This window comes from Streptomyces adustus, assembly GCF_009377175.1.
In the GTDB taxonomy this organism is placed as follows: domain Bacteria; phylum Actinomycetota; class Actinomycetes; order Streptomycetales; family Streptomycetaceae; genus Streptomyces; species Streptomyces adustus.
In genome coordinates this window covers 26,072-48,391 of record NZ_VJZD01000001.1, presented here as the reverse complement: position 1 = coordinate 48,391, position 22,320 = coordinate 26,072, and the positions used below count along the sequence as shown (strand labels likewise).

The 22,320-nt window shown below is 71.0% G+C and carries 21 protein-coding genes; 11 read left to right on the top strand and 10 right to left on the bottom strand.

Translation table 11 applies throughout. The annotated features are described in order from the left end of the window. Window positions 1–57: 57 nt before the first annotated feature. From FNH09_RS00200 to FNH09_RS00190, 3 genes are all read right to left on the bottom strand, one after another. Entirely contained in the window at window positions 58–1,728 is a 1,671-nt protein-coding gene (locus tag FNH09_RS00200; RefSeq protein WP_152883771.1) for a hypothetical protein, read from the bottom strand. Beyond that, window positions 1,718–3,316 (bottom strand): hypothetical protein, encoded by a 1,599-nt coding sequence (locus FNH09_RS00195; protein WP_152883769.1) that lies wholly within the window; start codon window positions 3,314–3,316, stop codon window positions 1,718–1,720. Before FNH09_RS00195 ends, FNH09_RS00200 begins: the two co-directional genes overlap by 11 nt. 227 nt (window positions 3,317–3,543) lie before the next feature. Continuing rightward, window positions 3,544–4,119 carry a DUF6817 domain-containing protein gene (locus tag FNH09_RS00190; protein WP_338017403.1) on the bottom strand — a complete coding sequence of 192 codons (576 nt, stop codon included), beginning with the start codon at window positions 4,117–4,119 and terminating at the stop codon, window positions 3,544–3,546. A 180-nt stretch (window positions 4,120–4,299) separates the two neighbouring features. Between FNH09_RS00190 and FNH09_RS00185 the strand changes: the two genes are divergently transcribed. Beyond that, window positions 4,300–5,205 (top strand): LysR substrate-binding domain-containing protein, encoded by a 906-nt coding sequence (locus FNH09_RS00185; RefSeq protein ID WP_162467903.1) that lies wholly within the window; start codon window positions 4,300–4,302, stop codon window positions 5,203–5,205. Window positions 5,206–5,260: 55 nt separating this feature from the next. Here FNH09_RS00185 and FNH09_RS00180 read toward each other — a convergent pair whose 3' ends face one another. Beyond that, window positions 5,261–7,120 carry a transketolase gene (locus FNH09_RS00180; protein WP_152883763.1) on the bottom strand — a complete coding sequence of 620 codons (1,860 nt, stop codon included), beginning with the start codon at window positions 7,118–7,120 and terminating at the stop codon, window positions 5,261–5,263. A gap of 193 nt (window positions 7,121–7,313) precedes the next feature. On the opposite strand from FNH09_RS00180, the gene FNH09_RS00175 reads away from it, so the two are divergent. From FNH09_RS00175 to FNH09_RS00160, 5 genes are all read left to right on the top strand, one after another. Beyond that, complete coding sequence (locus tag FNH09_RS00175; protein ID WP_238426339.1) at window positions 7,314–7,514, top strand: hypothetical protein; 201 nt, start codon at window positions 7,314–7,316, stop codon at window positions 7,512–7,514. 526 nt (window positions 7,515–8,040) lie between these two features. After that, a complete protein-coding gene (gene lanL / locus FNH09_RS00170) occupies window positions 8,041–10,734 on the top strand; it encodes a class IV lanthionine synthetase LanL (protein WP_152883761.1) in 2,694 nt (897 codons plus the stop codon). 48 nt (window positions 10,735–10,782) lie between these two features. Beyond that, a complete protein-coding gene (locus tag FNH09_RS47480) occupies window positions 10,783–10,938 on the top strand; it encodes a VenA family class IV lanthipeptide (RefSeq protein ID WP_202919550.1) in 156 nt (51 codons plus the stop codon). Between the two features lie 108 nt (window positions 10,939–11,046). Next, window positions 11,047–12,177 carry an ATP-binding cassette domain-containing protein gene (locus tag FNH09_RS00165; protein ID WP_152883758.1) on the top strand — a complete coding sequence of 377 codons (1,131 nt, stop codon included), beginning with the start codon at window positions 11,047–11,049 and terminating at the stop codon, window positions 12,175–12,177. Further along, window positions 12,174–13,064 (top strand): ABC transporter permease, encoded by an 891-nt coding sequence (locus FNH09_RS00160; RefSeq protein WP_375975017.1) that lies wholly within the window; start codon window positions 12,174–12,176, stop codon window positions 13,062–13,064. Before FNH09_RS00165 ends, FNH09_RS00160 begins: the two co-directional genes overlap by 4 nt. On the opposite strand, the gene FNH09_RS00155 is transcribed toward FNH09_RS00160, so the two are convergent. Beyond that, window positions 13,048–13,995: a LysR family transcriptional regulator gene (locus FNH09_RS00155; protein WP_152883756.1), complete on the bottom strand. Its 948-nt coding sequence runs from the start codon at window positions 13,993–13,995 to the stop codon at window positions 13,048–13,050. The two genes, FNH09_RS00160 and FNH09_RS00155, sit on opposite strands and share 17 nt — an antisense overlap. 122 nt (window positions 13,996–14,117) lie before the next feature. Here FNH09_RS00155 and FNH09_RS00150 point away from each other — a divergent pair, with 122 nt between their 5' ends. After that, complete coding sequence (locus tag FNH09_RS00150) at window positions 14,118–14,624, top strand: nuclear transport factor 2 family protein (protein ID WP_152883753.1); 507 nt, start codon at window positions 14,118–14,120, stop codon at window positions 14,622–14,624. 216 nt (window positions 14,625–14,840) lie between these two features. Next, a complete protein-coding gene (locus FNH09_RS00145; RefSeq protein WP_152883751.1) occupies window positions 14,841–15,200 on the top strand; it encodes a hypothetical protein in 360 nt (119 codons plus the stop codon). 73 nt (window positions 15,201–15,273) lie between these two features. On the opposite strand, the gene FNH09_RS00140 is transcribed toward FNH09_RS00145, so the two are convergent. The 3 genes from FNH09_RS00140 to FNH09_RS47995 all read right to left on the bottom strand — a co-directional run bounded on the left by FNH09_RS00140 (window position 15,274) and on the right by FNH09_RS47995 (window position 18,106). Next, window positions 15,274–15,813 (bottom strand): GNAT family N-acetyltransferase, encoded by a 540-nt coding sequence (locus FNH09_RS00140; RefSeq protein WP_152883749.1) that lies wholly within the window; start codon window positions 15,811–15,813, stop codon window positions 15,274–15,276. Window positions 15,814–16,067: 254 nt separating this feature from the next. Continuing rightward, window positions 16,068–17,411 carry a hypothetical protein gene (locus FNH09_RS00135; RefSeq protein WP_338017402.1) on the bottom strand — a complete coding sequence of 448 codons (1,344 nt, stop codon included), beginning with the start codon at window positions 17,409–17,411 and terminating at the stop codon, window positions 16,068–16,070. Next, on the bottom strand, window positions 17,408–18,106 hold the full coding sequence (locus FNH09_RS47995) for a delta-60 repeat domain-containing protein (RefSeq protein ID WP_152883744.1): 699 nt from the start codon (window positions 18,104–18,106) through the stop codon (window positions 17,408–17,410). Before FNH09_RS47995 ends, FNH09_RS00135 begins: the two co-directional genes overlap by 4 nt. A gap of 203 nt (window positions 18,107–18,309) precedes the next feature. On the opposite strand from FNH09_RS47995, the gene FNH09_RS00125 reads away from it, so the two are divergent. The 3 genes from FNH09_RS00125 (at window position 18,310) to FNH09_RS00115 (ending at window position 20,315) form a co-directional block, all read left to right on the top strand. Continuing rightward, on the top strand, window positions 18,310–19,176 hold the full coding sequence (locus tag FNH09_RS00125; protein WP_152883742.1) for an AraC family transcriptional regulator: 867 nt from the start codon (window positions 18,310–18,312) through the stop codon (window positions 19,174–19,176). Window positions 19,177–19,305: 129 nt separating this feature from the next. Beyond that, complete coding sequence (locus tag FNH09_RS00120) at window positions 19,306–19,770, top strand: SRPBCC family protein (protein WP_152883740.1); 465 nt, start codon at window positions 19,306–19,308, stop codon at window positions 19,768–19,770. A gap of 173 nt (window positions 19,771–19,943) precedes the next feature. Continuing rightward, a complete protein-coding gene (locus FNH09_RS00115; protein ID WP_152883738.1) occupies window positions 19,944–20,315 on the top strand; it encodes a peptidoglycan-binding domain-containing protein in 372 nt (123 codons plus the stop codon). 76 nt (window positions 20,316–20,391) lie between these two features. Here the strand turns inward: FNH09_RS00115 and FNH09_RS00110 are convergent, their stop codons facing one another. Together FNH09_RS00110 and FNH09_RS00105 are read right to left on the bottom strand one after the other, a co-directional pair. Further along, on the bottom strand, window positions 20,392–21,084 hold the full coding sequence (locus tag FNH09_RS00110; RefSeq protein ID WP_152883735.1) for a DUF4232 domain-containing protein: 693 nt from the start codon (window positions 21,082–21,084) through the stop codon (window positions 20,392–20,394). 95 nt (window positions 21,085–21,179) lie between these two features. Continuing rightward, the gene (locus tag FNH09_RS00105) at window positions 21,180–22,079 is read right to left on the bottom strand and encodes a PIG-L deacetylase family protein (RefSeq protein WP_152883733.1); all 900 of its coding nucleotides are present in this window, start codon (window positions 22,077–22,079) and stop codon (window positions 21,180–21,182) included. Window positions 22,080–22,320 lie beyond the last annotated feature (241 nt).

The window sequence follows — 22,320 nt, the reverse complement described above, 5'->3', positions numbered from 1 at the left end:
GGAGCGGGGCCGACCGGTCGTCCCGGTCGGCCCCGCTCGTGCCGTGCGGCGTGGGTGTCAGCGCACGTCGACGTAGACGGCGGTGCCGCCGCTGTCGAAGTGCCTGGAGTCACCGAAGTACTGGATCAGCCACTTGCCGTCGGCGGTGGGCTTGCCCTTCAGGGTGGCCTTGCCGGTCGAACTCGTGGTGCCCGAAGCGACGTACGTCCACTTCGTCGAGCCCTTCTTCTGGAAGAACAGCTCGACGTGCCGGCCCTGGTACGGCCGCCACGTGCGGGAGACGTACTCCTGGAGGGTGCCGGTGAAGGTGACGGTGGTCCCCTTCGTGACCTTGGTGGCGGACGCCTTGATCGAGGACACCCGGGTGTCGACGCGGCTGAGCCGGACCGGGGCGCTGGTGCTCTCCGCCAGCTTGTCGTCGGCGAGGTGGTGGACCCGGTAATAGCCGTCGATGTAACCCCACGCGGAGAGCGTGAAGTTGCCGTAGTAGTCGGACTTGGCGGTGGCCAGGCTCCGCCATCCGGTCCGGCCGTCGGCCGAGTACTCCAGGCGCACGGACTCCGCGTCGGACGAGTTGTTGTTGTACGCGTGAGCCAGCCGGCCGGTCACCTTGACCTGCCCGTCGGCGGCGAGCGAGGCCGTCACCTTGCGCAGCACGGACTCCTCGGGCACGACCAGGGAGCCCCTGGCCGCGGTCGTGGAGAGGTACATGTCCGGGGAAGCGGCGGACCAGCCGTCGACTCCCACGCCCGCGGGCGGGTCGAGCACCGCCGAGAAGTGTCCGGACGCGTCCGTGGTGACGGTGAGTGCCGGACGGTCGCTGCCGTAGGCGCGCAGGCTGATCTGGACCGGGATGTCCGCGAGGCCGGCCGCGTCGGCGCCGCTGCCGGTGCTCACCGTTCCGGTGACGGTCACCGTCTGCCCGGGCAGCACCCGGGTGCGGTCGGCCGTGGCCGTCACGGACGCCTTCGTCGGGGAGATCGACGGACTGCCGTAGACGCGCGCGTCGCCGTGCACCTGGTCGTCGGCCGCCGCGAACCCGGCTGTGAAGGTGGCCCAGTCGACCAGGTCGAGGTCTTCGGTGGTGAAGCGGCCCTCGGCGTCGGTGACCGCCGTGAACGTGTCGTCGGGCCGAGGCGTGCCGCTCACGGGGACGCGGGTCACCTCGACCGTACGGCCTTCGAGCGGCACCCGGTCGCCGGAGCCGGGCTCGATGCCGACCAGGCGGTCGGTGACCCCGAGGCTCTTGTGGTCGTAGGTCGGCAGGCGGGTGAATTCCAGCTTGCCGTCGCCGGCCGTGTCGATCAGCGCGGGCTTGAGGGTGAAGTCGAGCGTTCCCGCCGCGTCGCGGGTCGTGGTGTGGCCCTGGTCGTCGGTGGCGCTGACGTCGATGGAGTAGGCGCCGAGATGCGGCATCGTCCCGCCGTCCTCGGCCAGCTTCAGCGCGGCGTCGGCGGGCAGCCCCCAGGTCGAGCCGGTCCGGGTCAGCGCCGGCACCTCGGCGACCACCGTGTCGCCGGCCCGCACCCGGGCGGAGACGGAGGTGACGACGGCGCCCGGGGCGTCCGTCCACGCGGTGACGGTGAAGGTCCCGCGGTTGTCCGCGGTGCGGGCCACGCCGATGCCGACCGGTCCGGCGTCGTCGGCCGAAGCGGGCACCGCGCTCAGCGCGGTGGCGACCACCGCGATGGCGGCGGCCAGGGCGAAGGAACTGCGCTCAGCGGGCATCGACGTACTCCGACTTCGACTCGGTGTAGAAGTGCTTGGAGTCCGCGGCGAGGTAGGCGCCCCACGTGGCGTCCTCGTAGGCCTTGGTCTTGAGGCTGAAGTGGCCCTTGGAGTCGGTGGTTCCCTTCACCACCCAGTACCAGGTGCTCTCGCCCTTGGGCTTGATGACGAGCACGATCTGTCCGCCCTTGTAGGCCTTCCAGGTGCTGCCGGACTTGTACTGGAGCGTGCCCTTGGCGGTCAGCGAGGCGTTGCGGTTCGGCCGGTTGGGCGTCATGTCGAACGACACGATGCGGGTCTCGATCCGACTGCGGCTGAAGGCGGCGGAGCTGACTGGGAGCAGGGTGTAACTCTCCCCGTGCGTCACCCGGTAGTAGCCCGCGGTGCGGCCGAGCGCGCGGATGGTGAACGGGCAGTAGCCCGCGGTGCCGCCCTCCGCCTTGGCCGAGCCGAGGTTCTGCCAGCCGTCGCGGCCGTTCTTGGAGTACTGGAGCGTCACCGTCTGGTCGTTGCAGATCCACTCCGGCTTGAGCCGGCCCTTGACGGTGATCGTGCGGTAGGCGTCCAGGGTGGCGCTGAGGTTGCTGAGCTGACCCGTCCGCGGGACGGTGACCTCGTCGCTGAAGGGGTCGGTGAAGTCCGCCAGGTAGTCGGAGGGCTGCACATAGGTGTAGTGGCTCGTGGTGTAGTCGGCCCTCGCGTCGTACGAGAACGTTCCGTCGGCGCCCGAGGTGGCACTACCCATGATGCCGGTGACCGTCGTGTGGTTCCCGGAGTCGGGCGCATGCGTGGTGGTGACGACCGGCGCGTTCGCGAAGGGCACCCAGCCGTTGGGGGTGTAGCGCTGGACGGTGCCGCTGACCTTGAAGGTCTTCCCGGCGTAGACCCGTTCCTTGTCCGCCTGGGCGGTGATCCGGTATCGCGTCGTCACGGCGTCGAGGTCCGGAATCGCCTCGGCGTCGTCCGGATCGGTGTCGGCCTGGGGAGCGACCACGGTGGCGGTGCCGCTGAGGATGCTGCCGCCGGGTGTGACGGGCAGCGTGAAGGCGCCGGACTCGTCGGTGAGGACCGTCTGCGAGACGCTGCCCCAGTTCCCGTTCCGGAGCATGTACCAGGCGATCTTCACCTTGGTGCCGGCCCGGGCCGCGCCGGTCGTGCCGGTCGCCGGGTCGAAGGTGGTGACGGTGCCGCTGAGCGTCGCGTCGCGGTGGTCGTAGTCGGTGTACGCGCGGTCGAAGGCGGCCGTGGCGACACCGGTGTGCAGCCGGTAGCCGAACAGCCCGGCCCTGCCGTGCTCGGCGCCGCTCCAGTGCTGCACGGTGCCGTCGGCCAGCCGGAAGTCGACGTCGACCGGGTAGTCGCCGTAGACGGCGTCCTCGGGCAGGCGCAGGGGCTGGTCCGTGCTCCAGCCGCCGTTCCAGTCGAACGACAGCTCGTCCGTCGAGGCGAGCACGGCATCCGGCCGGGCCGGGTCGTGGACGCTCACCTTCACCCACAGCGCCTGGCTGTCCGGCAGTGCCACGGACAGCCTGCCGTCGTCACGGGTGGACACACCGGTCACGGTCACCGGGTCGGCGAAGGCGGGCACGGCGGCGAGTGAGCCGATCGTGAGTCCGGTCGTGAGAAGGAAGGCTGCGCTCCGGAAAACGGCAGCCCGATGTGCGCGCGACATGCGCATGCAGGGACCCCCCACAGGTCAGAAGGATGTGTCGGACTGATCAAGCCCGAAGACCGGAGGGTAACTTACCTGTGTGACAGCTGAGGCGCAGGGGACTTTTGTGGGGCACTGAACGCGCCACGCACGCGCTACGGCGCTCAGCTCTCCACGCCCGGCTCGGAGGCGGCGATGGCAAGCACCGGGTGGCACTCGAACCAGGCGCCGGGGCTCAGCAGATCGCGCAGTCGGGTGAACAGCGCGAGCAGTCCTGGACCCCAGGTGTCACGGAAGGCGGGATCGACGACGGCGAGATCGAGTTCGTTGGCCGCCGACAGTTCGGTGAAGTCCCGGCGCAACTGCGGCCCCGGCACCCGGGCGCGGCCGGTGAACCGGTCGTGGAAGGCGCCGTCGGCCTGGTGGAGAGCCGGGTACGTGGCCTTCCGGTCGCACGACGCGTACAAGTACACGATGGCCTCCGCCTCGGTGCCGATCAGCGCCGCGAGGTCGTGGCGACGTCCCAGCGGCAGCAGCGGTGCGGGAAAACCGTCCGTCCCGTAGAACGCGTGGCACAGACCGGCGAGTTGGAGCGCCGGACGAGCCTGCCACGTCGCCAGCCGTGCCTGTACGCGCTGGAGGTGGACCAGGAGCGTGCCGCCGGGGTGGGCGATGCCGTCGGCACCGAACTCGCGCAGCAGGGTGATGGTCCGGTCGGTCGTGGCGGCGAGAGCAGGCACGCTGTCCGTGTCCCTTCGGCGACGGGCGGGTCGGCACCCGTCCGGCGCCTTCGCCGGTCCGGATCCGTACGAAGGCACCGGACGGGTTGCCGCCTGGGCCCTGCAAGGATCCTCGACCACCCCAACACCCCAGTCAATCCTGGGAATTGCTCCACTGACCCCAGGTGTAGCTTGGGCGTTGTGACTCTGGACGACCTGCGTGTGTTCGTCGCCGTGTGCCGGGCGGGGAGCCTCAGCGCCGTGGCCCGTGACCTGTCCTGTACGCAGTCTGCGGTGAGTCAGCACGTCAAGCGCCTGGAGCGGGAGACGGGCGTGAGCCTGTTGGAACGTCAGCCGCGTGGGGTCGCTCCCACCGCGGCGGGGCGCATCCTGTGCGAGGCCGCCGCCGACGGGATCGGCGGGCTGGATCTGGCCTTGCGCCGCCTGGGCGACCTCGTGAACGGCGAGAGCGGTTCGGTGCGGATCACGACCGGCGGAACGACCGTCCGGCACTTCATGGCCGAGGCGATCGTCTCCTTCCGCCGGCGCCACCCGAAGGTGAGCCTGGAGTTCCGCACCGAGACCTCCAGCCGTGGCTGCTTCGACGCCCTGCTGGCCGGCAACCTCGACCTCGCCTGGATCACCGTGGGCGGCCCGGTGCGCGGCATCGAGCAGCGCCCCGTCGTCGAGCTGCCCTGGGTGCTCGCCACACGGTCCGACGATCCGCTCGCGGACCGGCCGCGCATCGACGCCCGAGACCTCACGGGCATCCGCCTGGTCCGGTCGCCGCCGAACTCCACCTCCGGTGCCCAGTTGGACGCCGCCTTCGCCGAACTGGGGATCCGGACCGGCTCGGACACGAGCGTCGCCGACTGGGACACGGCCCTGCTGCTCGCCGAACTCGGCCTGGGGCACGCCGTCGTACCCGCTGTACCGGGCCTGCCCACCCCTGTTGACGGCAGCGCACTGCGTCTCGTCCCCGTACCGGCGCTGCCGCCGCTGTCGGTCGGCTGGGCCGTACGCCGCTGGGACGCGCTCTCCCCGCTCGCGCGGAGCTTCGCCGATCTGGTCGCCGCAAGTTGTACGAAGGCGCGCGGCACCGCGTGAGCGGCCCGGGCTCGGCCGCTCCGCCGGCCCGGGTCCGTGCCGCGGCCGGCCCGGGTCACCCGAGCAGGGTGCGGGCGGCGTCGGCGATGTGGGTGGCGGAGATGCCGGCGGCGTCGAGGAGTTCAGCGGTGGTGCCGGAGCCGGGGAGGTCGCGGACGGCGAGGTGCGCGACGGCCGCGTGGGCGCCCGCGGAGTTGAGGGCGGACAGCACGGCCTCGCCGATGCCGCCCTCGGGGTGGTGGTCCTCGGCCACGACGAGGTTGCCGGTCTCACGGGCGGCGCGGGTGAGGGTGTCGGTGTCGACGGGCTTGACGGAGTAGAGGTCGACGACGCGGGCGGCGATGCCGTCCTCGGCGAGCCGGTCGGCGGCGGCGAGGCATTCGTGGAGGGTGACACCGGCGCCGACGAGGGTGACCTGGTCCTGGGCACCGTGGCGGAGGGTCTTGGAGCCGCCGACGGGGAAGGTCTCGTCGGCGTCGTAGAGGACGGGGTAGGCGCCGCGGGTGGTGCGCAGGTAGGAGATGCCGTCGAGGTCGGCCATCGCGACGGTGAGGGCGGCGGACGAGGTGGCGTCGCTCGGGTAGAGGACGGTGGAACCGAGGACGGCGCGCATCATGGCCAGGTCCTCGACGCCCATCTGGGAGGGGCCGTCGGCGCCGATCTCGACACCGGAGTGGGTGCCGCACAGCGCCATGGTGATCTGTGAGACGGCTGCCATGCGGATGAAGTCGTGGGCGCGGGTGAGGAAGGCGGCGAAGGTGGTGGCGTAGGGGCGGTAGCCGCACACGGCCATGCCGACGGCGCTGGCGATCATCTGCTGCTCGGCGATGTACGTCTGGAAGTACCGCTCGGGGTGGGCCTTCTGGAAGTCCTCGGCGTGGGTGGAGTTGCCGACCTCGGCGTCCAGCGCGACCACGTCGGGGCGGGCGCCCACGGCGGCGAGGGCCTTGCCGAAGGCGACCCGGGTGGCGACGCTGTCGCCGACGTCGAAGCGGGGCGGCTCGATGTCCACGGCGGCCGGTACGGGGGCCGCCTGGGCCTGCGGCGGCTGGGGGCCGCGCACCCGCAGGTCGCGTCGGCCGCCGAGCTCGGCGACGGCGCGTTCGGCCATGTCCTCCGGCAGGGGCTTGCCGTGCCAGCCGTTCTTGTCGGCGACCTCGCTGACGCCCCGCCCCTTGACGGTGCGGGCGACGACGACGGTGGGGGTGTCATCGCTGTCGGCGGCGGTGGTCAGGGCCTTGTCGACGGCGTCGAGGTCGTGGCCGTCGACCACCAGGGCGCGGCAGCCGAACGCCTCGACACGGCGGGCGTAGGCCTGGGTGTCCCATTCGAGTTCGGTGGGACCGCTCTGGCCGAGGCGGTTGACGTCGATGATCGCGGTGAAGTTGCCCAGCCGGTGGCGGCCCGCCTTGTCCAGGGCCTCCCAGACGGAGCCTTCCGTCATCTCGCTGTCACCGCACAGGACCCACACCCGGGAGTCGACCTTGCTCAGGTCGCGGCAGGCCAGGGCGATGCCGACGGAGTAGGCGATGCCCTGGCCGAGCGAGCCGGTGGCCAGGTCGACCCAGGGCAGGACGGGGGTGGGGTGGCCCTGGAGGCGGTGGCCGAAGCGGCGGTAGGTCGTCATCAGCTCGTCGTCGTCGACGACTCCGGCGGCCTTGAACATCGCATAGAGCAGGGGAGAGGCGTGGCCCTTGGAGAAGATCAGGTGGTCGCCGGCCCGGTTGTCGGGGGTGTCCCAGTCGTAGCGCAGGTGGCGGGCCATGAGTACGGCCATCAGGTCGGCCGCGGACAGGCTGGAGGTGGGGTGTCCGGAACCGGCGGAGGTGCTGGCACGGACGGAGTCCACACGGAGCTGCTGGGCGAGCTCGAAGATCTGGGACAGATCGCTGTCGGGGCCGAGGGTGGTGGTCATGACGGTGCCTTTCTCGCGGACGACGGGTTAGGGGTTCCCTCGTTCGCGCCGGCCGATCGCTCCGGGCCGGGTTTTCCCCCTTCGGCGGTGCGGGACGCCGGTCGGGACGCGCCCGGACACCGCACCGGCCCGCGCATCCGCCCCCGGTCGGATCGGGTCACCGCGTTTCGGCGTCCGGCTCCGGCTGCTCGGCGTGCTGGTACACGGCCGGGTCCTGCCCGCGATGGGCGAGAGCGCGGGACTGCGCCTGCCCGGTTCCATCTTCGCCGTCTACCACGCGGCCGAGCTGCTTCCGTTCGCACTCGGCGGCCTGCTCATCGCTGCCCTGGGCGCCCTCGTGCCCGCCGGCTGGGCCGCGAGAGCCCAGACCGCCACGGCCCTGCGCACCGAATAGCAGGTCAGGACTCGCGCTCAGGCCCCCGGCCTCCACCACTGATTGGTAATATTATATGGGTCTAAATGTAGGGTGAAATGGAAGCGGAATGTCCGCGGTCCGCGACGGCAGCGTTGGCCATAACCGCTGTTCATCTCAATTCTCTGTTCGATGGGGAACGAGGATTGGGCGATGGCGGTGACGGGAACGGCGTGCATCGCCGTGGCGCTATAAAGGAACCCCTGGGAGAGTTGGGGTCGACGGGTCGTCGCAGCCCTTCTGAATCTGTATCATCAATCCTTGATTGATGGCGAATCAATTCCGTCCGTTTGTGCTTTCCCGGTGTCGACGGCGAAGTCGTCGAACGGGTGGGGTATTTCCGAACCGGGGGCGTACGCACTCCGTTATTTGCGCCGGACTGTGCCGTTTATAACGGCGATAACACCCTGCGCTCGCTGGACCGAGTGAATGCGGCAGACGAGTGTTGTGCATTTCCTCCGGCTGAAGGCACATTTCTCTCAGCGGTTCTCACCGTTGGGAGGGACACATGACGAGCCACGCAACCGAAGTCGACCTCGAAAGTCTGCTCCGCCGGGCATTGCAGGCCACCGGTACGGAGGCGCGTTGGACGACCGACGCGGACGAGATGTGGTGCCGCCTCACCTGCCTGTCCGGAATTCAACGCCGGCAAGGCTGGAAACTGCATGTTTCCGCGACGGCGGCCTCTGCACCGGAAGTCCTTGTGAGGGCCATGGATGTGCTGCTGCGCGAAGACGCGGCATTCAAGTTCGTGCGCTCGCTCGAACAGGTGAGCGCGCTCAACTCCCGTGCCACACCGCGGGGGAGTTCCGGCAAGTTCATCACCGTATACCCGCCCTCCGACGGAGCCGCGGCCCGAATAGCGATGGAGCTGCACAGGGCCACGGCGGGACTGCCCGGCCCCCGCATCCTGTCGGACCAGCCGTACGCCCCGCGCAGTCTGGTGCACTACCGCTACGGCGCCTTCGTCGGCCGGCGGCGACTGTCGGACGAGGGCCTGCTGGTGTGGTTCATCGAGGACCCCGACGGCAATCCCGTGGAGGACAAGCGCACCGGGCAGTACTCGCCACCCGCATGGGCGGTGAGCCCCTTTCCCGCCTCGGTACCGCTTCCACCGGAACAGGAGAAGGCGGCGGGCAAGCCCGTACTGCTCGGCGGCCGGTTCTCGGTACGGGAGGCGATCCGGCACACCAACAAGGGCGGTGTCTACCGGGGCACCGACGTCACCACGGGCGCACCCGTAGTGATCAAGGAAGCCCGGCCGCACGTCGAGGGCGACCGGTCCGGCTCCGACGTCCGCGACTGGCTGCGGACCGAGGCCAGGACGCTGGAGAAACTCAAACACACCGGACTGGCACCGGAGTTGCTCGCGACGTTCGAGACGGGCGGGCACCTGTTCCTCGCCCTGGAGGAAGTGCCGGGCGTACCCCTGCGCAACTGGGTCGCCGAACGCTTCCGCGACGTCGGCAGCGAACGCTACCGCGCCGAGGCGCTCGAACAGGTCGCACTGCTGGTGGACCTGGTCGCGGCGGCCCACGCCTGCGGCTGCGTACTGAGGGACTTCACCCCGGCCAACGTCATGGTCCGCCCCGACGGGGAACTGCGCCTCATCGACCTGGAGCTCGCCGTCCTGGAGGACGACATCGCGCTCCCGACCCAGGTGGGGACCCCCGGCTTCAGCGCCCCCGAACGCCTGGCGGACGCTCCCGTCTCCCCGACGGCCGACTACTACAGTCTCGGCGCCACCGTGTGCTTCGTGCTCGCCGGGAAGGTACCCAACCTGCTGCCCGAGGAGCCGGCCGACAGGACCGAGGAGCAGCGGTTCGCCGACTGGCTGGACGCCTGCGCCGGAACGCTGGGCCTGCCGGAGGGCCTGCGGGAGATGATCCTCGGGCTGATGAAGGACGATCCCGGCGAGCGCTGGGACCCGGACAGGGCGCGTACGGCGCTTCGCGCGGCGGACCCGTCGTGGACCGCGCGCCCCACCCCCGCGCCGGCACGCACAGCCGAGTCGGCACGCACAGCCGAGTCGGACGACGCGACACAGCTCGCGGTCATCGGGATGGTGAACCACCTCGTCGAGTCGATGACCCCCGCCGACCAGGGCCGGCTGTGGCCCGTGTCCACCCTGGCCGGTGAGACCGACCCCTGCACCGTGCAGCAAGGTGCGGCCGGTGTACTGGCGGTGCTGACCCGGTACTTCGAGCTCACCGGCGACCCGCGCCTGCCGGATCTGCTGCGTACCGCGGGCCACTGGATCGTCGACCGGACCGACACCCGCTCCATCCGTCCGGGCCTGCACTTCGGCGGCCGCGGAATCGCCTGGGCGCTGTACGACGCAGGACGCGCCGTCGACGACCGCGCGCTCACGGACCACGCGTCGGCCCTGGCGCTGGCCCCGCTGGAGCGGACACCCAGTTACGACATCACCCACGGCTGCGCGGGCAGCGGCCTGGCCGCCGCCCATCTGTGGCAGCGCAGCGGTGACCCACGCCTGGCCGAGCTGGTCGTCGACGCGGCCGACCGGCTGGCCGCCGCCGCGCAGTCCGAACCGTCCGGAGTGAGCTGGCCCGTCCCCGCGGAAGCCGTGTCCAAAGAGGCCGGCAAACGCTACCTCGGCTTCGCGCACGGAACAGCGGGCATCGGCTGCTTCCTCCTCGCCGCGGCGGCCGTCTCCCGCCGTGTGGAGCACATGGAGCTGGCCGTGGCGGCCGGCGAGCACCTGGTGGCCAACGCCGTGATGGTCGGTCAGACGGCCCAGTGGCCGGCCCAGGCCACCGACGTGCCCACCGCCCCCTACTGGTGTCACGGCTCGGCGGGCATCGGCTCCTTCCTGGTCCGGCTCTGGCAGCAGACCGGGGACAAACGCTACGTCGATCTCGCCCGCGGCGCCGCCCACGCCGTCGTGGAGCGCGCCTCGCGCGCCGCCGTCGCCCAGTGCCACGGACTGGCCGGCAACGGCGACTTCCTCCTCGACATGGCCGACGCCACCGGGGATCCCGCCTACCGGGCGATGGCCGAGGACGTGGCCCGCCTCATCGTCTGCGAACGGGCGCACCGCGACAGCCACGTCGTCTTCCCCAACGAGTACGGGGACGTCTCGACGAGCTGGAGCGACGGAGCCGCAGGCATCCTGGCGTTCCTCCTGAGGACCCGCCACACCACAGACTCCCGGCACTGGATGGCTCAGGTGCCGGGCTGAACGACAGGTAAATCCTCCTGTCGTAACCGCTCACAGAAGGAGAATGTCATGGAGAACCAGGCGCTCGAACTGCTGGCCCACCTGCACGCCCTTCCGGAGACCGACCCGGTCGGTGTCGACGGCGCGCAGTTCAGCGGCACCTGTGCGTGCGTCGGCCTGCTGACGCTGCTGAACACCGTCTGCATCGGCGTCAGCTGCGCCTAGTCGAAATCCTCCGGCCGGTGGTCGCCCTCGGGCGGCCACCGGCCGGAGCCGATTCCGCCGCGACCCGCAGGCCGCGCGGAAGACACCCCCGTGGACGAGGAGCCGACCATGAGGCCACATGCCGGTGACGACGCACACACGCGAGCGACCACCCCGACCGCCGTCCGTACCGGCCCGGACGACGCGCGGACCGCCGCGGCCCCGCCGGTGTACGCCATCAGCACGCGCGGCCTGGTCAAGAGCTACGCGGGCCCGGACGGAAGCACCACCCACGCCGTACGCGGCCTGGACCTCGACGTCCTGCGTGGCGAGACCTATGCCTTCCTCGGCCCCAACGGCGCGGGCAAGTCCACCACCCTCGCCCTGCTGTGCGCCCTGGCCCGCCCCACCGCCGGACAGGCCACGGTGGCGGGCGCCGACGTGCTCAGCCGACCGGACCGGGTGAGACGACTGGTCGGGATGCTCTTCCAGCACAGCGCCCTGGATCCCGACCTGACGGCCGAACAGAACCTGTACATCCACGCACGCCTCTACGGACTGCGCCGCCGCCACGCCCGCGTGCGCGTCACCGAGATGCTCGAAGCGGTCGGACTGGGCGACCGCAGGCGCTTCCCGGTCCGCACCCTGTCCGGCGGCATGCGCCGCCGCCTGGAGCTCGCCCGTGGCCTGCTGCACGCGCCCGAGGTGCTCTTCCTCGACGAGCCGACCACCGGACTCGACCCGCACGCCCGCGTCCAGGTCTGGGAGTACCTGCGCGTACTGCGCGACCGGCACGGCAGCACCCTCTTCGTCACCACCCACTACCTGGAGGAGGCGGAGCACTGCGACCGGCTCGGCATCCTCGACCACGGCCGGCTCGTGGCCCAGGGCACGCCCCACGCGCTGAAGGCCGCGATCGGGGCGGACCGGGTGCTGCTGCGTACCGGCGACGACGCGGCGGCACGGCAGGTCGTGGGCCGGACCGCGCCGTCGGGCCTGCCCGTCAACCTGGACTCCGAGGGGGTGTCCCTGCGGGTGCCCCACGGCAGCGCCTGGATTCCCCGTCTGTGCGCGGCACTCGAAGCCCACGGCATCGCCGTGCACGCCGCGTCCGCGACCCCGCCGACGCTCGACGACGTCTTCTTCCATCACACCGGCCGCAGCATCCACGCCCCCGGGCCGCACCGGACACCGGGCGACCCGACACCGGCCGACCCGGCTCCGGGCGCCGGCACCGCAGCGACCGAGGAGGCCCCGTGACCGCCCCCGCTCTCCCGGCCTCGGACGCCTCCGGCACCCCCGCCGACCGTGGTGCCTCCCGCGGCGGCGCCCGCGAGCCGAGGCCGCCGCTGCGCCACGAACTGCGCGCGGTCCACGCCTTGATCCACCGCGATCTGCTGCGCCTGGCGGGCCAGCCCACGCACAGCGCCCTGATGCTGATCCAGCCGGTGCTCTACCTCTTCGTCCTGGGAGGCGGTCTGGCCGCCCTGATCCCGAACTCCTCACTGGGGGTCGGCTACCAGGCGTACCTCTTCCCGGGCATGCTGATGATGACCGTACAGGCGCCGGCCATCATCGTCGGCGTCCGCCTGATCACCGACCGGCAGAGCGGCTACCTGCGCGAACTGCTGATGGCCCCGGTCAGCCGGTCCACCCTGCTGCTCGGGAGCTGTGCCGGCGGCACCATCGTCTCCACGGTCCAGGGCGCCGTCCTGCTCGGCCTGGCCGGCACCGTCGGCCTGCCCTACGACCCGCTCCTGCTGGCGCTGCTCCTCGGTGTGCTGATCCTGGCCTCGTTCACCATCACGGCCCTGTCCCTGCTGCTGGCCGTGAGCCTCGACCGGCCCGAGATCTTCCACATGCTGCTCGGCCTGGTGATGATGCCGCTGCTGTTCCTCTCCGGCGGCTTCTTCCCTCTGGGCAACCTGCCGGGCTGGGCCCACCCGCTGGCCGCGGCGAACCCGCTCGCCTACGGGGTGGACCTGCTCCGCCGCGGCATCGCGCTCCGCGTACCGGGCCAGGCGACCGCCGTGGGCATCGAGTGGTCGGGCTGGCAGCCACCCCTGCTCCTGGAAGGCGCCGTCCTGCTGGCGGGCGGAGTCGCGGCCCTGCTCTGGGCCGCCCACCGCTTCAGCCGCCCCGAATGACCCGACTCGTGGGCCGCGGAGCGCGTCCGGGTGCAGGTGCGGAATCCTGGACCAGGCCGAGTGCCGCCTCACTGAACGCGCGGACCCGGGACGTCGCGCCCTCGGCGAGCCAGACGAGACCCCATTCCACCGGCGCGGCGTCCTCGAAGGGGACATAGGCGACGTCGGGGCGGGCGAAGTAGCGCCGTACGTGGGCGCCGACGGCGAAGACGCCCTCCCCGGCGCCGACCAGCGTCAGCACCTCGTTGAAGGTCTCGGCGGACGGGCCGGGAGCGACGGACCCGCCCACGGGCGTCCGCGGCGGCGTACGGTCCTGGCGCGGCGACTTCGGCGACGCCCTGGGCAACTGCACCACGGTCACGCGGGCCAGGTCCCCGACGGAGACGGCCGCGCGCCGGGCGAAGGGATGCCCGACCGGGACGGCGAGCATACGGGCCTCACGCACCAGAACCGGTCCGGTCACGACACCTCGCTCCTGCACCGGGAAGCAGGTCAACGCGAGGTCCACCTCGCCGTCACGCAGCCACGGCAGCACCTGCGGCAGGTGCGCTTCCTTGATCCGGACCTCGCATTCGGGATGCCGGGCCCGGAATCGCCGGGCGGCACCGACCAGCAACTGGCCCGCGGCCGGACCGTCGTACGCCACCCGCAGCAGTCCGGTCATGCCGCGTCCGGCGTCGATGGCCCGCTCGAACGCGTCGGTGATCCGCGACCACGCGGGGCCCATCTCCTCCAGCAACTGCCGCCCTGCCTGGGACAGTTCCACCCGGCGGCTGGTGCGGTCGAACAGCGGGACGCCGATGCGGCGCTCCAGTTTGGCGATGGTCCGGCTGACCCGGGCGGTCGAGACGTGCAGCCGCTCGGCCGTGCGGCCGAAGTGCAGCTCCTCGGCGAGCGTCAGAAACGCCTCCAGCTCGTGCCGCTCCAGCATCCCCGCCGCCCTCCATCGTCAACCGAGGCTCAACGATCCTTGCGCAGAAGCGCATTGATGACCACGCGGGCCCACAGCAGGATCGGAGGCGCTGACAGCCCCGGCCCGCACAGGAGAACATCATGTACGTCACCCTCGACCGCGCCCTGACCGCTTCCGCCCACGACAGGGCCGCGGTCGTCGCGGAACTCCGGGACCGGGCGGAAATCATCGACGCGCTCCACCGCTTCGGCCTGGGCCAGGATCTCAAGGACCGGGAGCTGTTCGCCTCGGCCTTCGCCGCCGACGCCGAGCTGGACTTCCGCCCGGCCGCCGCGCGTTGGGGGGCCGAGCCAGCGCTGATGACCGGGCGCGAGGCCATCGTCACCACCATCCTGGCCATGTTCGCCGACCGGGTGGACACCACGCACCAGATCACGAACCCGCGGATCGTCGTCGACGGTGACACCGCCCGGCTCACCGCCCTGGTCGAGGCCCAGCACCTGCTCGTCACCGACCGCACCACACACGCGCTCCTGAAGAACCCCTACGACGTCGACCTGGTCCGCGACGGCGACCGCTGGGTCATCCGCCGACTGCGCATCGACAACTCCTGGTACACCGGCAATCCCGGCGCGATCTTCGGCTGACATCAGCGCGGTGCCGCCGGTGCTCCCGCACGGCTCGGGCTCAGGCCTGTACCGACAACTCCCCGCCATCCGCGCCCCTGACGCATCCGCACCCCCGCGTCCCACCATCGGGGCGTTTGACCAGCAACAACACGGTCTGTTCCTTCGGCGTCCGGCAAGGTTGCACCCGTGAAGGGACGCCATCCACAGGCGTCCCGCACGACATGGAGGAGACACATGCGAGCAAAGACGGCCCTCACCGCCGGCGCACTGGCGCTCACCCTCGCCGCTGGAGCCGGCTGGGCCGCCCAGGCAGCACCCGAGCACACACCCGCTGCCAAGCCCGTACATTCCCGTGCCATCGACGGCTATCAGATCGTCACGCTCCCCAACGCGAACGTCCCGAACTTCCAGCGCCGTACCGTCTACTGCCCGGCCGGCAAGCACGTCATCGGTGGCGGAGCCGAAGCCCAGGGCGCCGACGCGATGCTCGTCGGCAGCTTCCCCACCCCGGACGGATCCGGCTGGATCGGCCTCGGCAGGCAGAAGGCCTACAGCACCGTCGGCATCAGCGTCTACGCCATCTGCGCCTTCTGATCCGACAGTCGGCGCCCCGTCGCCGGAATCCCGGCGGCGGGGCGCCGCGCATTGCGCCGAAGGCCGGTCCAGCTCAAGCGGACGGCGTGACCGGGGACCGCAGCCCGAGCCACTGCTCGGCGTCCCAGGCCCGGAACCGCTCCACCTCGGTGAACCCCAGCTTTGCCGCGAGGCGCATCGAGCCGGTGTTGGCGGTCTGGGTGGTGAGCACCACCGGCTCGCCGGGAAAGACACCGTCGAACCAGCCGAGCGCCGCCGCGCACGCCTCGGCGGCGTACCCGGATCCCCACGCCCGCGGCAGGAACAGATAGCCGAGGTCGGCCTTCCCCGCAGCAGCCGGGCGACGGTGCTCCGTTGCTCGCCTGAGCAGGATCTGGCCGATCATCGACCCGTCGAGCTCGACGACGAAACTCCCCGGCCAACGCTCGGGCACCCCGGGCATCTCCCGCTCGAGCTCGGCACGCGGGCGCGGGCCGCCGAGATAGGTGTGCACCTCCGCCGATGCCAGCAGCTCGACGAACACCGCACGATCCCGCGCCTCGGGCGCACGGAGCACGAGTCTCTCGCTCCTGATCGGCTCGGGCGGCCAGGCGACGGACCCCAGGTCAGACATGAGCGCAGGCTAGCAACCCAAGGGTCGCTGGAGGTGGTGTATCGATTCTGCTATGGTTGATCTTGAGCAGGACGGCAGAAGTCGAGTCGGACTGTGATGCGTTGGTCGTCCAAGGAAAGATGCCCCGCTTCCTGTGGGGAGATGCAGGTGCAAGGCCTGCCCGGCGCTCTGCGAGGACCCCGTCCCGGGTTTCGGGACGGGGTTTCTTTTTTGTTGGGCCCCGCACACGTTGTGCGGGGCCCAGGCTCGTGGGGTCAGGGGCAGCTGATGCGGATGTCGCCCGCGTCCGTGGTGCAGGTGTCCGTGTTGAGGCCGCCGTTGGCGGTGTCGTTGCCGGAGACGCTGTCGACGGTGTCGAGGTTGTCGGTGCCGGTGTTGCCGATCAGGGTGTCGTTGCCGGGACCTGCGGTGAGCGTGTCGTTGCCGGCGCCGCCGTCGATGCGGTCGTTGCCGTAACCGCCGTGCACGGTGTCGTTGCCGTTGCCGGCGTTGACGGTGTCGTCGCCGCCGAGGGCGCAGATCACGTCGTTGCCGTTGGTGCCGGTGATGGTGTCGTTGCCACTGGTGCCGACGAGGGTGCAGCCGCGGGCGTTGTTGACCGCGGTCGTCGCCGTGGCGGTGTTGTTGCCGGAGGCAGGGTCGCTCTGAGTGGCGGTGACGGTGGCCCGGTTGGTGAGCGTGCCGGTGGTCCGCGGCTCGGCGGCGATGGTCACCGTGGCCACCGCCCCCGGGGCGAGGGTGCCGAAGGAGCAGTTCGCGGAGGTGGCTGTGGTGGTGCAGGTGCCCGAGCCGGTGGTCGCGGAGACGACCGAGACGGCGACGCCGCCGAGGGCGTCGGACAGGGAGACGTTCGTGGCGGAGGTCGTGGTGCTGTTGTTGGTCACGCGCACGGTGTAGGTGACTCGGTCGCCGATGCTGACCGTGGTGGGGCCGGCCGTCGTCACCGCCAGGTCCACGCCGGTCGGCGGCGGGATGGTGCCGCCGCCCTCGAAGCGCGCCAGGGCGAAGTCGCGGTCGGGTCCGCCCCCGCCGGCGGCGACGATCCTTCCGTCGGTCTGAAGGGCCACGCCGTCGGCGGCGTCGGTGCCGCCGAAGTCCGCCGTCGCGAGGCCCCCGGAGCCGAAGCCGGTGTCCTGGCTGCCGTCGGGGTTGTAGCGCACGACGGCGAAGTCCCCGCCGGGCCCGTTGCTACCGGCGACGACGATCCGGCCGTCTCCCGGCTGCACCTTGACGTCTGCCGCTGTGCCGCCGGGGGTGAGCACCGTGCCGTTCCGGTTGAAGCCCGGGTCCAGGGCGCCGTTGGGGAGGTAACGGGCCAGGGCGAACCGGGAGCCGCTGCCGCCGGCGGCGACGATCTTTCCGTCCGGCTGGACCGCGAGTCCTTCCACGGAGTCGTAGTCGCCCAAGTCGGTGCGGACGATGCCGTCGCCGTCGAAGCCCGTGTCGAGGCTGCCGTCGGTGTTGAAGCGCAGCAGCGCGAAGTCGAAGCGGGTCGTGCCGACCTCGCCTCCGACCAGGATCTTGCCGTCGGGCTGTAGTGCCAGGGCCCGGCCCTGACCGCCCTCCTGCGGGTTCGGCCCCGCCGGATTGGCGGTCACCGTGCCGTCGCCACCGAACGTGGGATCCGGGGGCCGTCGCTCCTGAGGCGCAGCACCGCCATCTCGCCGCCGAAGGAGCCGGCCGCGACGATCCTGCCGCTGGAGTCGATGGCCACGTCCTGGGCCTCGGTGGGGCTGTTGAAGTCGGCGAAGACCCGGCCGTCGCCACTGAAGGTGTTGTCCAGGGTTCCGTCGGGGTTGTAGCGGGCGACCACGAACCAGCAGCAGTCGTCGTACTCCCGCCAACTGCTGCCCACCACGACGATCTTGCCGTCGGCCTGCAACGCCACGGCGTGCGCCTCGCTCCATTGCAGGCTCGGGCCCATGTTGTTGATGGCTGTCGTCACCGTGCCGCCGGTGCCGAAGCCGGTGTCCGGCGTGCCGTCGGAGTTGTGGCGGGTCAGTGCGAAGCGGCTCTCCGTCACCGCTTCGTCGACGGAGGAGCCGACGGAGACGATCTTTCCGTCGGGCTGTACCGCCACGTCCTCGGCGTGATCGTCGTCGGCGATGCCGGTGAGGACCTTGCCGTCACCGCTGAAGGAGGTGTCGAGGCCGCCCGGGGCCGCGGCCGCGGCCCCGGGGAGGGCCAGCACCAGCGCCAGGACGCTCGCCGCGACGGTCCCGGCCCGGGCCGGGAGGGACCGGCGGTGGCCGCGGTGCCGCTGCCGCGCCGGTCGTGCATGTGGGGTGAACATGGGCGACAGCCTCCCGACGTACGCACGCGCCGACGGTCACCACGAGCGGGGTTGCACTCACCGGACGTACGAATCCATCCGAGCGGGTGAGCGCGATTCGTGCGAACGTGCGAATCACCGACCCGGCTCGATCGGGCACAGAATGTCGGGTCGGACATGGTGGGCGCTGCCTAGCGTGGTGATCGTCAAGGAAGGAGCCGGGCATGCTGGAGCGGCTGAACCAGGCCATGGAGCACATCGAGCGCCATCTCGACCAGGCCGTCGAGGTGGACGAGCTGGCACGCATCGCGGCCACCTCGGAGTACCACCTGCGCCGGATGTTCTCCGCGCTCGCGGGCATGCCGCTGTCGGAGTACGTCCGGCGCCGTCGGCTGACCCTCGCCGGCGCCGAAGTGCTCGCGGGACGCGACACGTTGCTGGAGATCGCGGTGCGCTACGGCTATGGCTCGGGTGAGTCGTTCGCGCGGGCGTTTCGTGCCATGCACGGCATCGGACCGGGCGAGGCCCGCCGCACCGGCGCCGCGCTCAACTCCCAGTCCCGGATGGCCTTCCGCCTCACCGTCGAAGGGAACAGCAGTATGCGGTACCGCGTTGTGGACAAGGCGGACTTCACCGTCGCCGGGCTCAAGGCCCGGGTGCCGCTGGTGCACTCGGGACCCAACCAGGCGATCATGGACTTTGTCCGGGGGATCGATCCGCAACTCCTGGAGCGTCTGGAGAAGTTGTCGGACCAGGAGCCGTACGGCGTCGTCGCGGTCTGCGACGACCTGGATCCCAGCCGCGCCGAGGGCACCGAACTCGACTACTACCAGGGCGTGATCACCTCCGCGGCCGCACCCGCGGGCTCGACCGAGTTGACTGTCCCGGCCGGTACCTGGGCGGTTTTCACCACTTCCGGGCCGGCGCCGGAGGCCATCCAGGAACTGTGGCGGGACGTGTTCACGCAGTGGTTCCCGTCGAACCCGTACCGCAGCCGGCCCGGCCCCGAGATCCTGCGCATCCGCATGTCGCCGGACAAGACCGAGGCCGACGCCGAACTGTGGCTCCCGGTGGAGCCCGAGCGGGGCTGAACACAGCGGCAGGCCGACCGAGGCGGGAAGGGGGTGACTCACCCGTCCGGGCTTGTCGGACTGCGCATGCGGTGCGGTTGCCGTGAGGCTGGAAGCCGGAGCCGTGAGCGGCCGGAGTGGAGCGTGACTATGGCCCGGAACCGCCGTCTGATCCTGAACTCGCCGTCCGAGGTCTGGCGCCTGCTGTCCGACGGCCATCGTTACGGTGAGTGGGTGACGGGAACCCGGGAGGTCCTCGCCGCGGACCCGCACTGGCCGGAAGTGGGCGCCCGGTTGAAGGTCCGGGTCGGCGTCGGGCCCGTGACCCTCGACGACACGTGCGTCGTCCGTATCTGCGAACCGCAACATCGCCTGGAACTGGAGGCGAAGGCGGATCCCTTCGGTGCGGCCCGCATCGCCATGGAGTTGCTTCCCTGGGGCGAGCACACCCTCTTCACCCTCGACTGGCACCCCCTGAGGGGGCCAGGCACCCGGATGCACGGTCTGCCTGTGGACTACATCGTCGCGGTCCGCAACGGCATGATGCTGACAAAGCTGGCCCGGATCGCGGTGCGCGAGCACGTCGGGAGTGTCGGCGGCAGGGCACCTGCCTGAGGTGCCCGAGGGCGGACCGTGACCGCATGGCACGGTCGCGGATCGTCATGTTTCGTCACGTCGAGTTAAGTGTCGTTCGGCTTTGTGCCGTTATCGTGACATGAGGTCCATAACTCGCGGGTATGACCGCAGATGCGGGATCATGGCCGAATATCGCCTTCGAAGGAGTGGGCATGCGACGAAACCGACTGCTCAGCGCGGTCGTGGCAGTGTGCGCGACCTCTGCACTCGGCTTCACGGTGCCGCAGACCGCCGCGGCCGATCCCGGTTCGACCGCTTGTTCCCAGATGCCGTCGGACTTGCGCCCCACACTCATCCTCGGCGACACCGGCCCGGCGGTCAGACAGGCGCAGTGCCTCAGCAACATGTGGGGTGGCGAGCCGCCCAAACTCGTCCTCGACGGGATCTACGGCACCGTCATGCTGAAGAAGATCGAATGGATCCAGGTCTGTCATGGCATCCCGCAGAGCGGCGTCATCGAGGACCACACCTGGGAAGTGCTCTACCACCCGGCCCTGGACTGCTATTTGCCGTATCCCGACTGAGCAGGCCGCGGCTGCCCAGGTGCTCCGGGCTGTCGTCATTCCCTCGACCTGACTCGGAAGTCTTCCGCGAGGTGGCTCAGAAGTCGTCCGCGCCATTGCGGAGTTCGGGGGTCCAGTAGCCGGTGAGGGCCTTCGCCGGGTCGACGGCGATGCCGCCGCTGCCCGGTGCGCTGACGGCGATGACCGTGGAGTCGCCCTCCAGGACGACGGAGAACGCCGACACGGGCTCGTTGTCCTCGTCGACCCCGCCGTCCGACACCTTCACCACGGCATAGGCGGGCGCTCCCGCCGTGAGGACGACCGGCGCGGCCGGCTTGCTCTTGGCGACGGCCGGGACGTCCTGCTTGTGGCTCTCCAGGAACTGGATGTGCGGCGCGCCCGCGAGCCGGCAGGAGCGGCCGGAGGTGTTCTTCGCCGTGAGGACGATGTGGGTGTAGGGAGGGCCACCCTGTGTGGCGGCGGTGACGTGGACGTCCCGCGCGGTGCAGACCCGGGTGGTGGCGGACGCCTGTTCGCCGGACGAGCCCGCGGTGCCGTTGCCGGCGGTGTCGTCGGACGAGCCCTTCGACGCCGTCGATTGCGCCGGATCGGTCGAGCCCGTCGCGCCGGACGTGCCGGCCTGCCCGCCGTCGGCCGGCTTCCCGGTCGCCGAAGTGGTGGCCGCCGGCGCCGAGTCGGTGTGGTCCCCGCTCTGGCAGGCGGTGAGGGACAGGGCGAGGGCCGTGCCCGCGGTGGCGAGCAGGACGGAGCGGTGACGCAGCAGGTTCATGGAGAGTTCCCCCGTGAGTGGTGCGGGCCGCGGCTTGTGCCGCGGCCGAGGTCGTACTGGTGGACTGGTGTGGTTCTCGGTCGCCGTTGCCGGTCTCAGTTGCCCTTGCCCGGCCGGTAGTCGGACGGCAGGGTGTACACGAACTCGCGCGGATCGGCGTGCGCGGCCTCCAGCAGCTCGGGGACGCTGTGATAGCCGAGGGCGTACAGGTTCCGGCTGGGGTCCCACGTGTTGTAGGCGTACATCGCGTTGCGCTTCTTGGTCATGTGGGCGCTGGGTATGTCGAGCACGTAGGCCGCGCCGTTCGCGCGCTGGTCCAGGGGGCGCTCGTACGCGTAGACGTGGTTGAAGCGCACGTCGGAGATCGTGCCGTCGTTCATCAGGCGGTAGGCCACGTCGCTGCACGCCTTGTGGGTCTCGGTGTGCTCCAGCCAGCCGGCCGTGAACTTGTGCGACGCGCCCGGGTATTGGGCGGCGAGCGCCCTGACCTTCGCGTCGATCCGGTCGACGAGCTTGTTGTAGGCGGACGTGCTGTCGAACCCGTCGTCCACGACCTTGAAGTTGATGACCTTGTCCACGCCCACCGCCTTCGCGGAGGCCATGAACTCGGCCGTGCGGCCGGCGACGATCATGCTGGTGCCGTCGGTCGGCCAGGACAGGTTGTGCCTGCCGCCGGCGGCGCACGGATGCGGGGTGGCCCAGGTGGTCAGCGGGCAGGGATCGGCGTTCATACGCACGGCCAGATCGGGGTTCCGGCCGTTGCTCACCAGGACGAGGTAGACAGGCCGTCCGGCGGCCTTGTGCTCCAGGATCGAGCCGGCCAGGCCGATCGCGTCGTCGTCCTGGTGAGGGGCGTAGAAGATGGCGGGCTTGGCGGCGGCGGACGCCGCGGGGGCCCGGCCCGTCTGGTAGGCCACGGCGGCGGCGGTCAGCGCGCCCGCCGCCAGCACGCTCCGCCTGGAGATTCCGGTGGACTGCTCCTGGCTGCTGGTCATGAGAGGTCTCCCCGTTTCGGGCTCGTCGCGCGTGGGTCGCGCGTGCTCGGTTCGCGTCGGCGGCGGGTGGTCGGTGTCCGTCACCGGTTCTGGCTCGGCGGCGGGTGGTCGGTGTCCGTCACCGGTTCTGGCTCGGCGGCGGGTGGTCGGTGTCCGTCACCGGTTCTGGCTCGGCGGCGGGTGGTCGGTGTCCGTCACCGGTTCTCGTTCGGCGCGGGTGGTCGGTGCCCGTCCCCGGTCC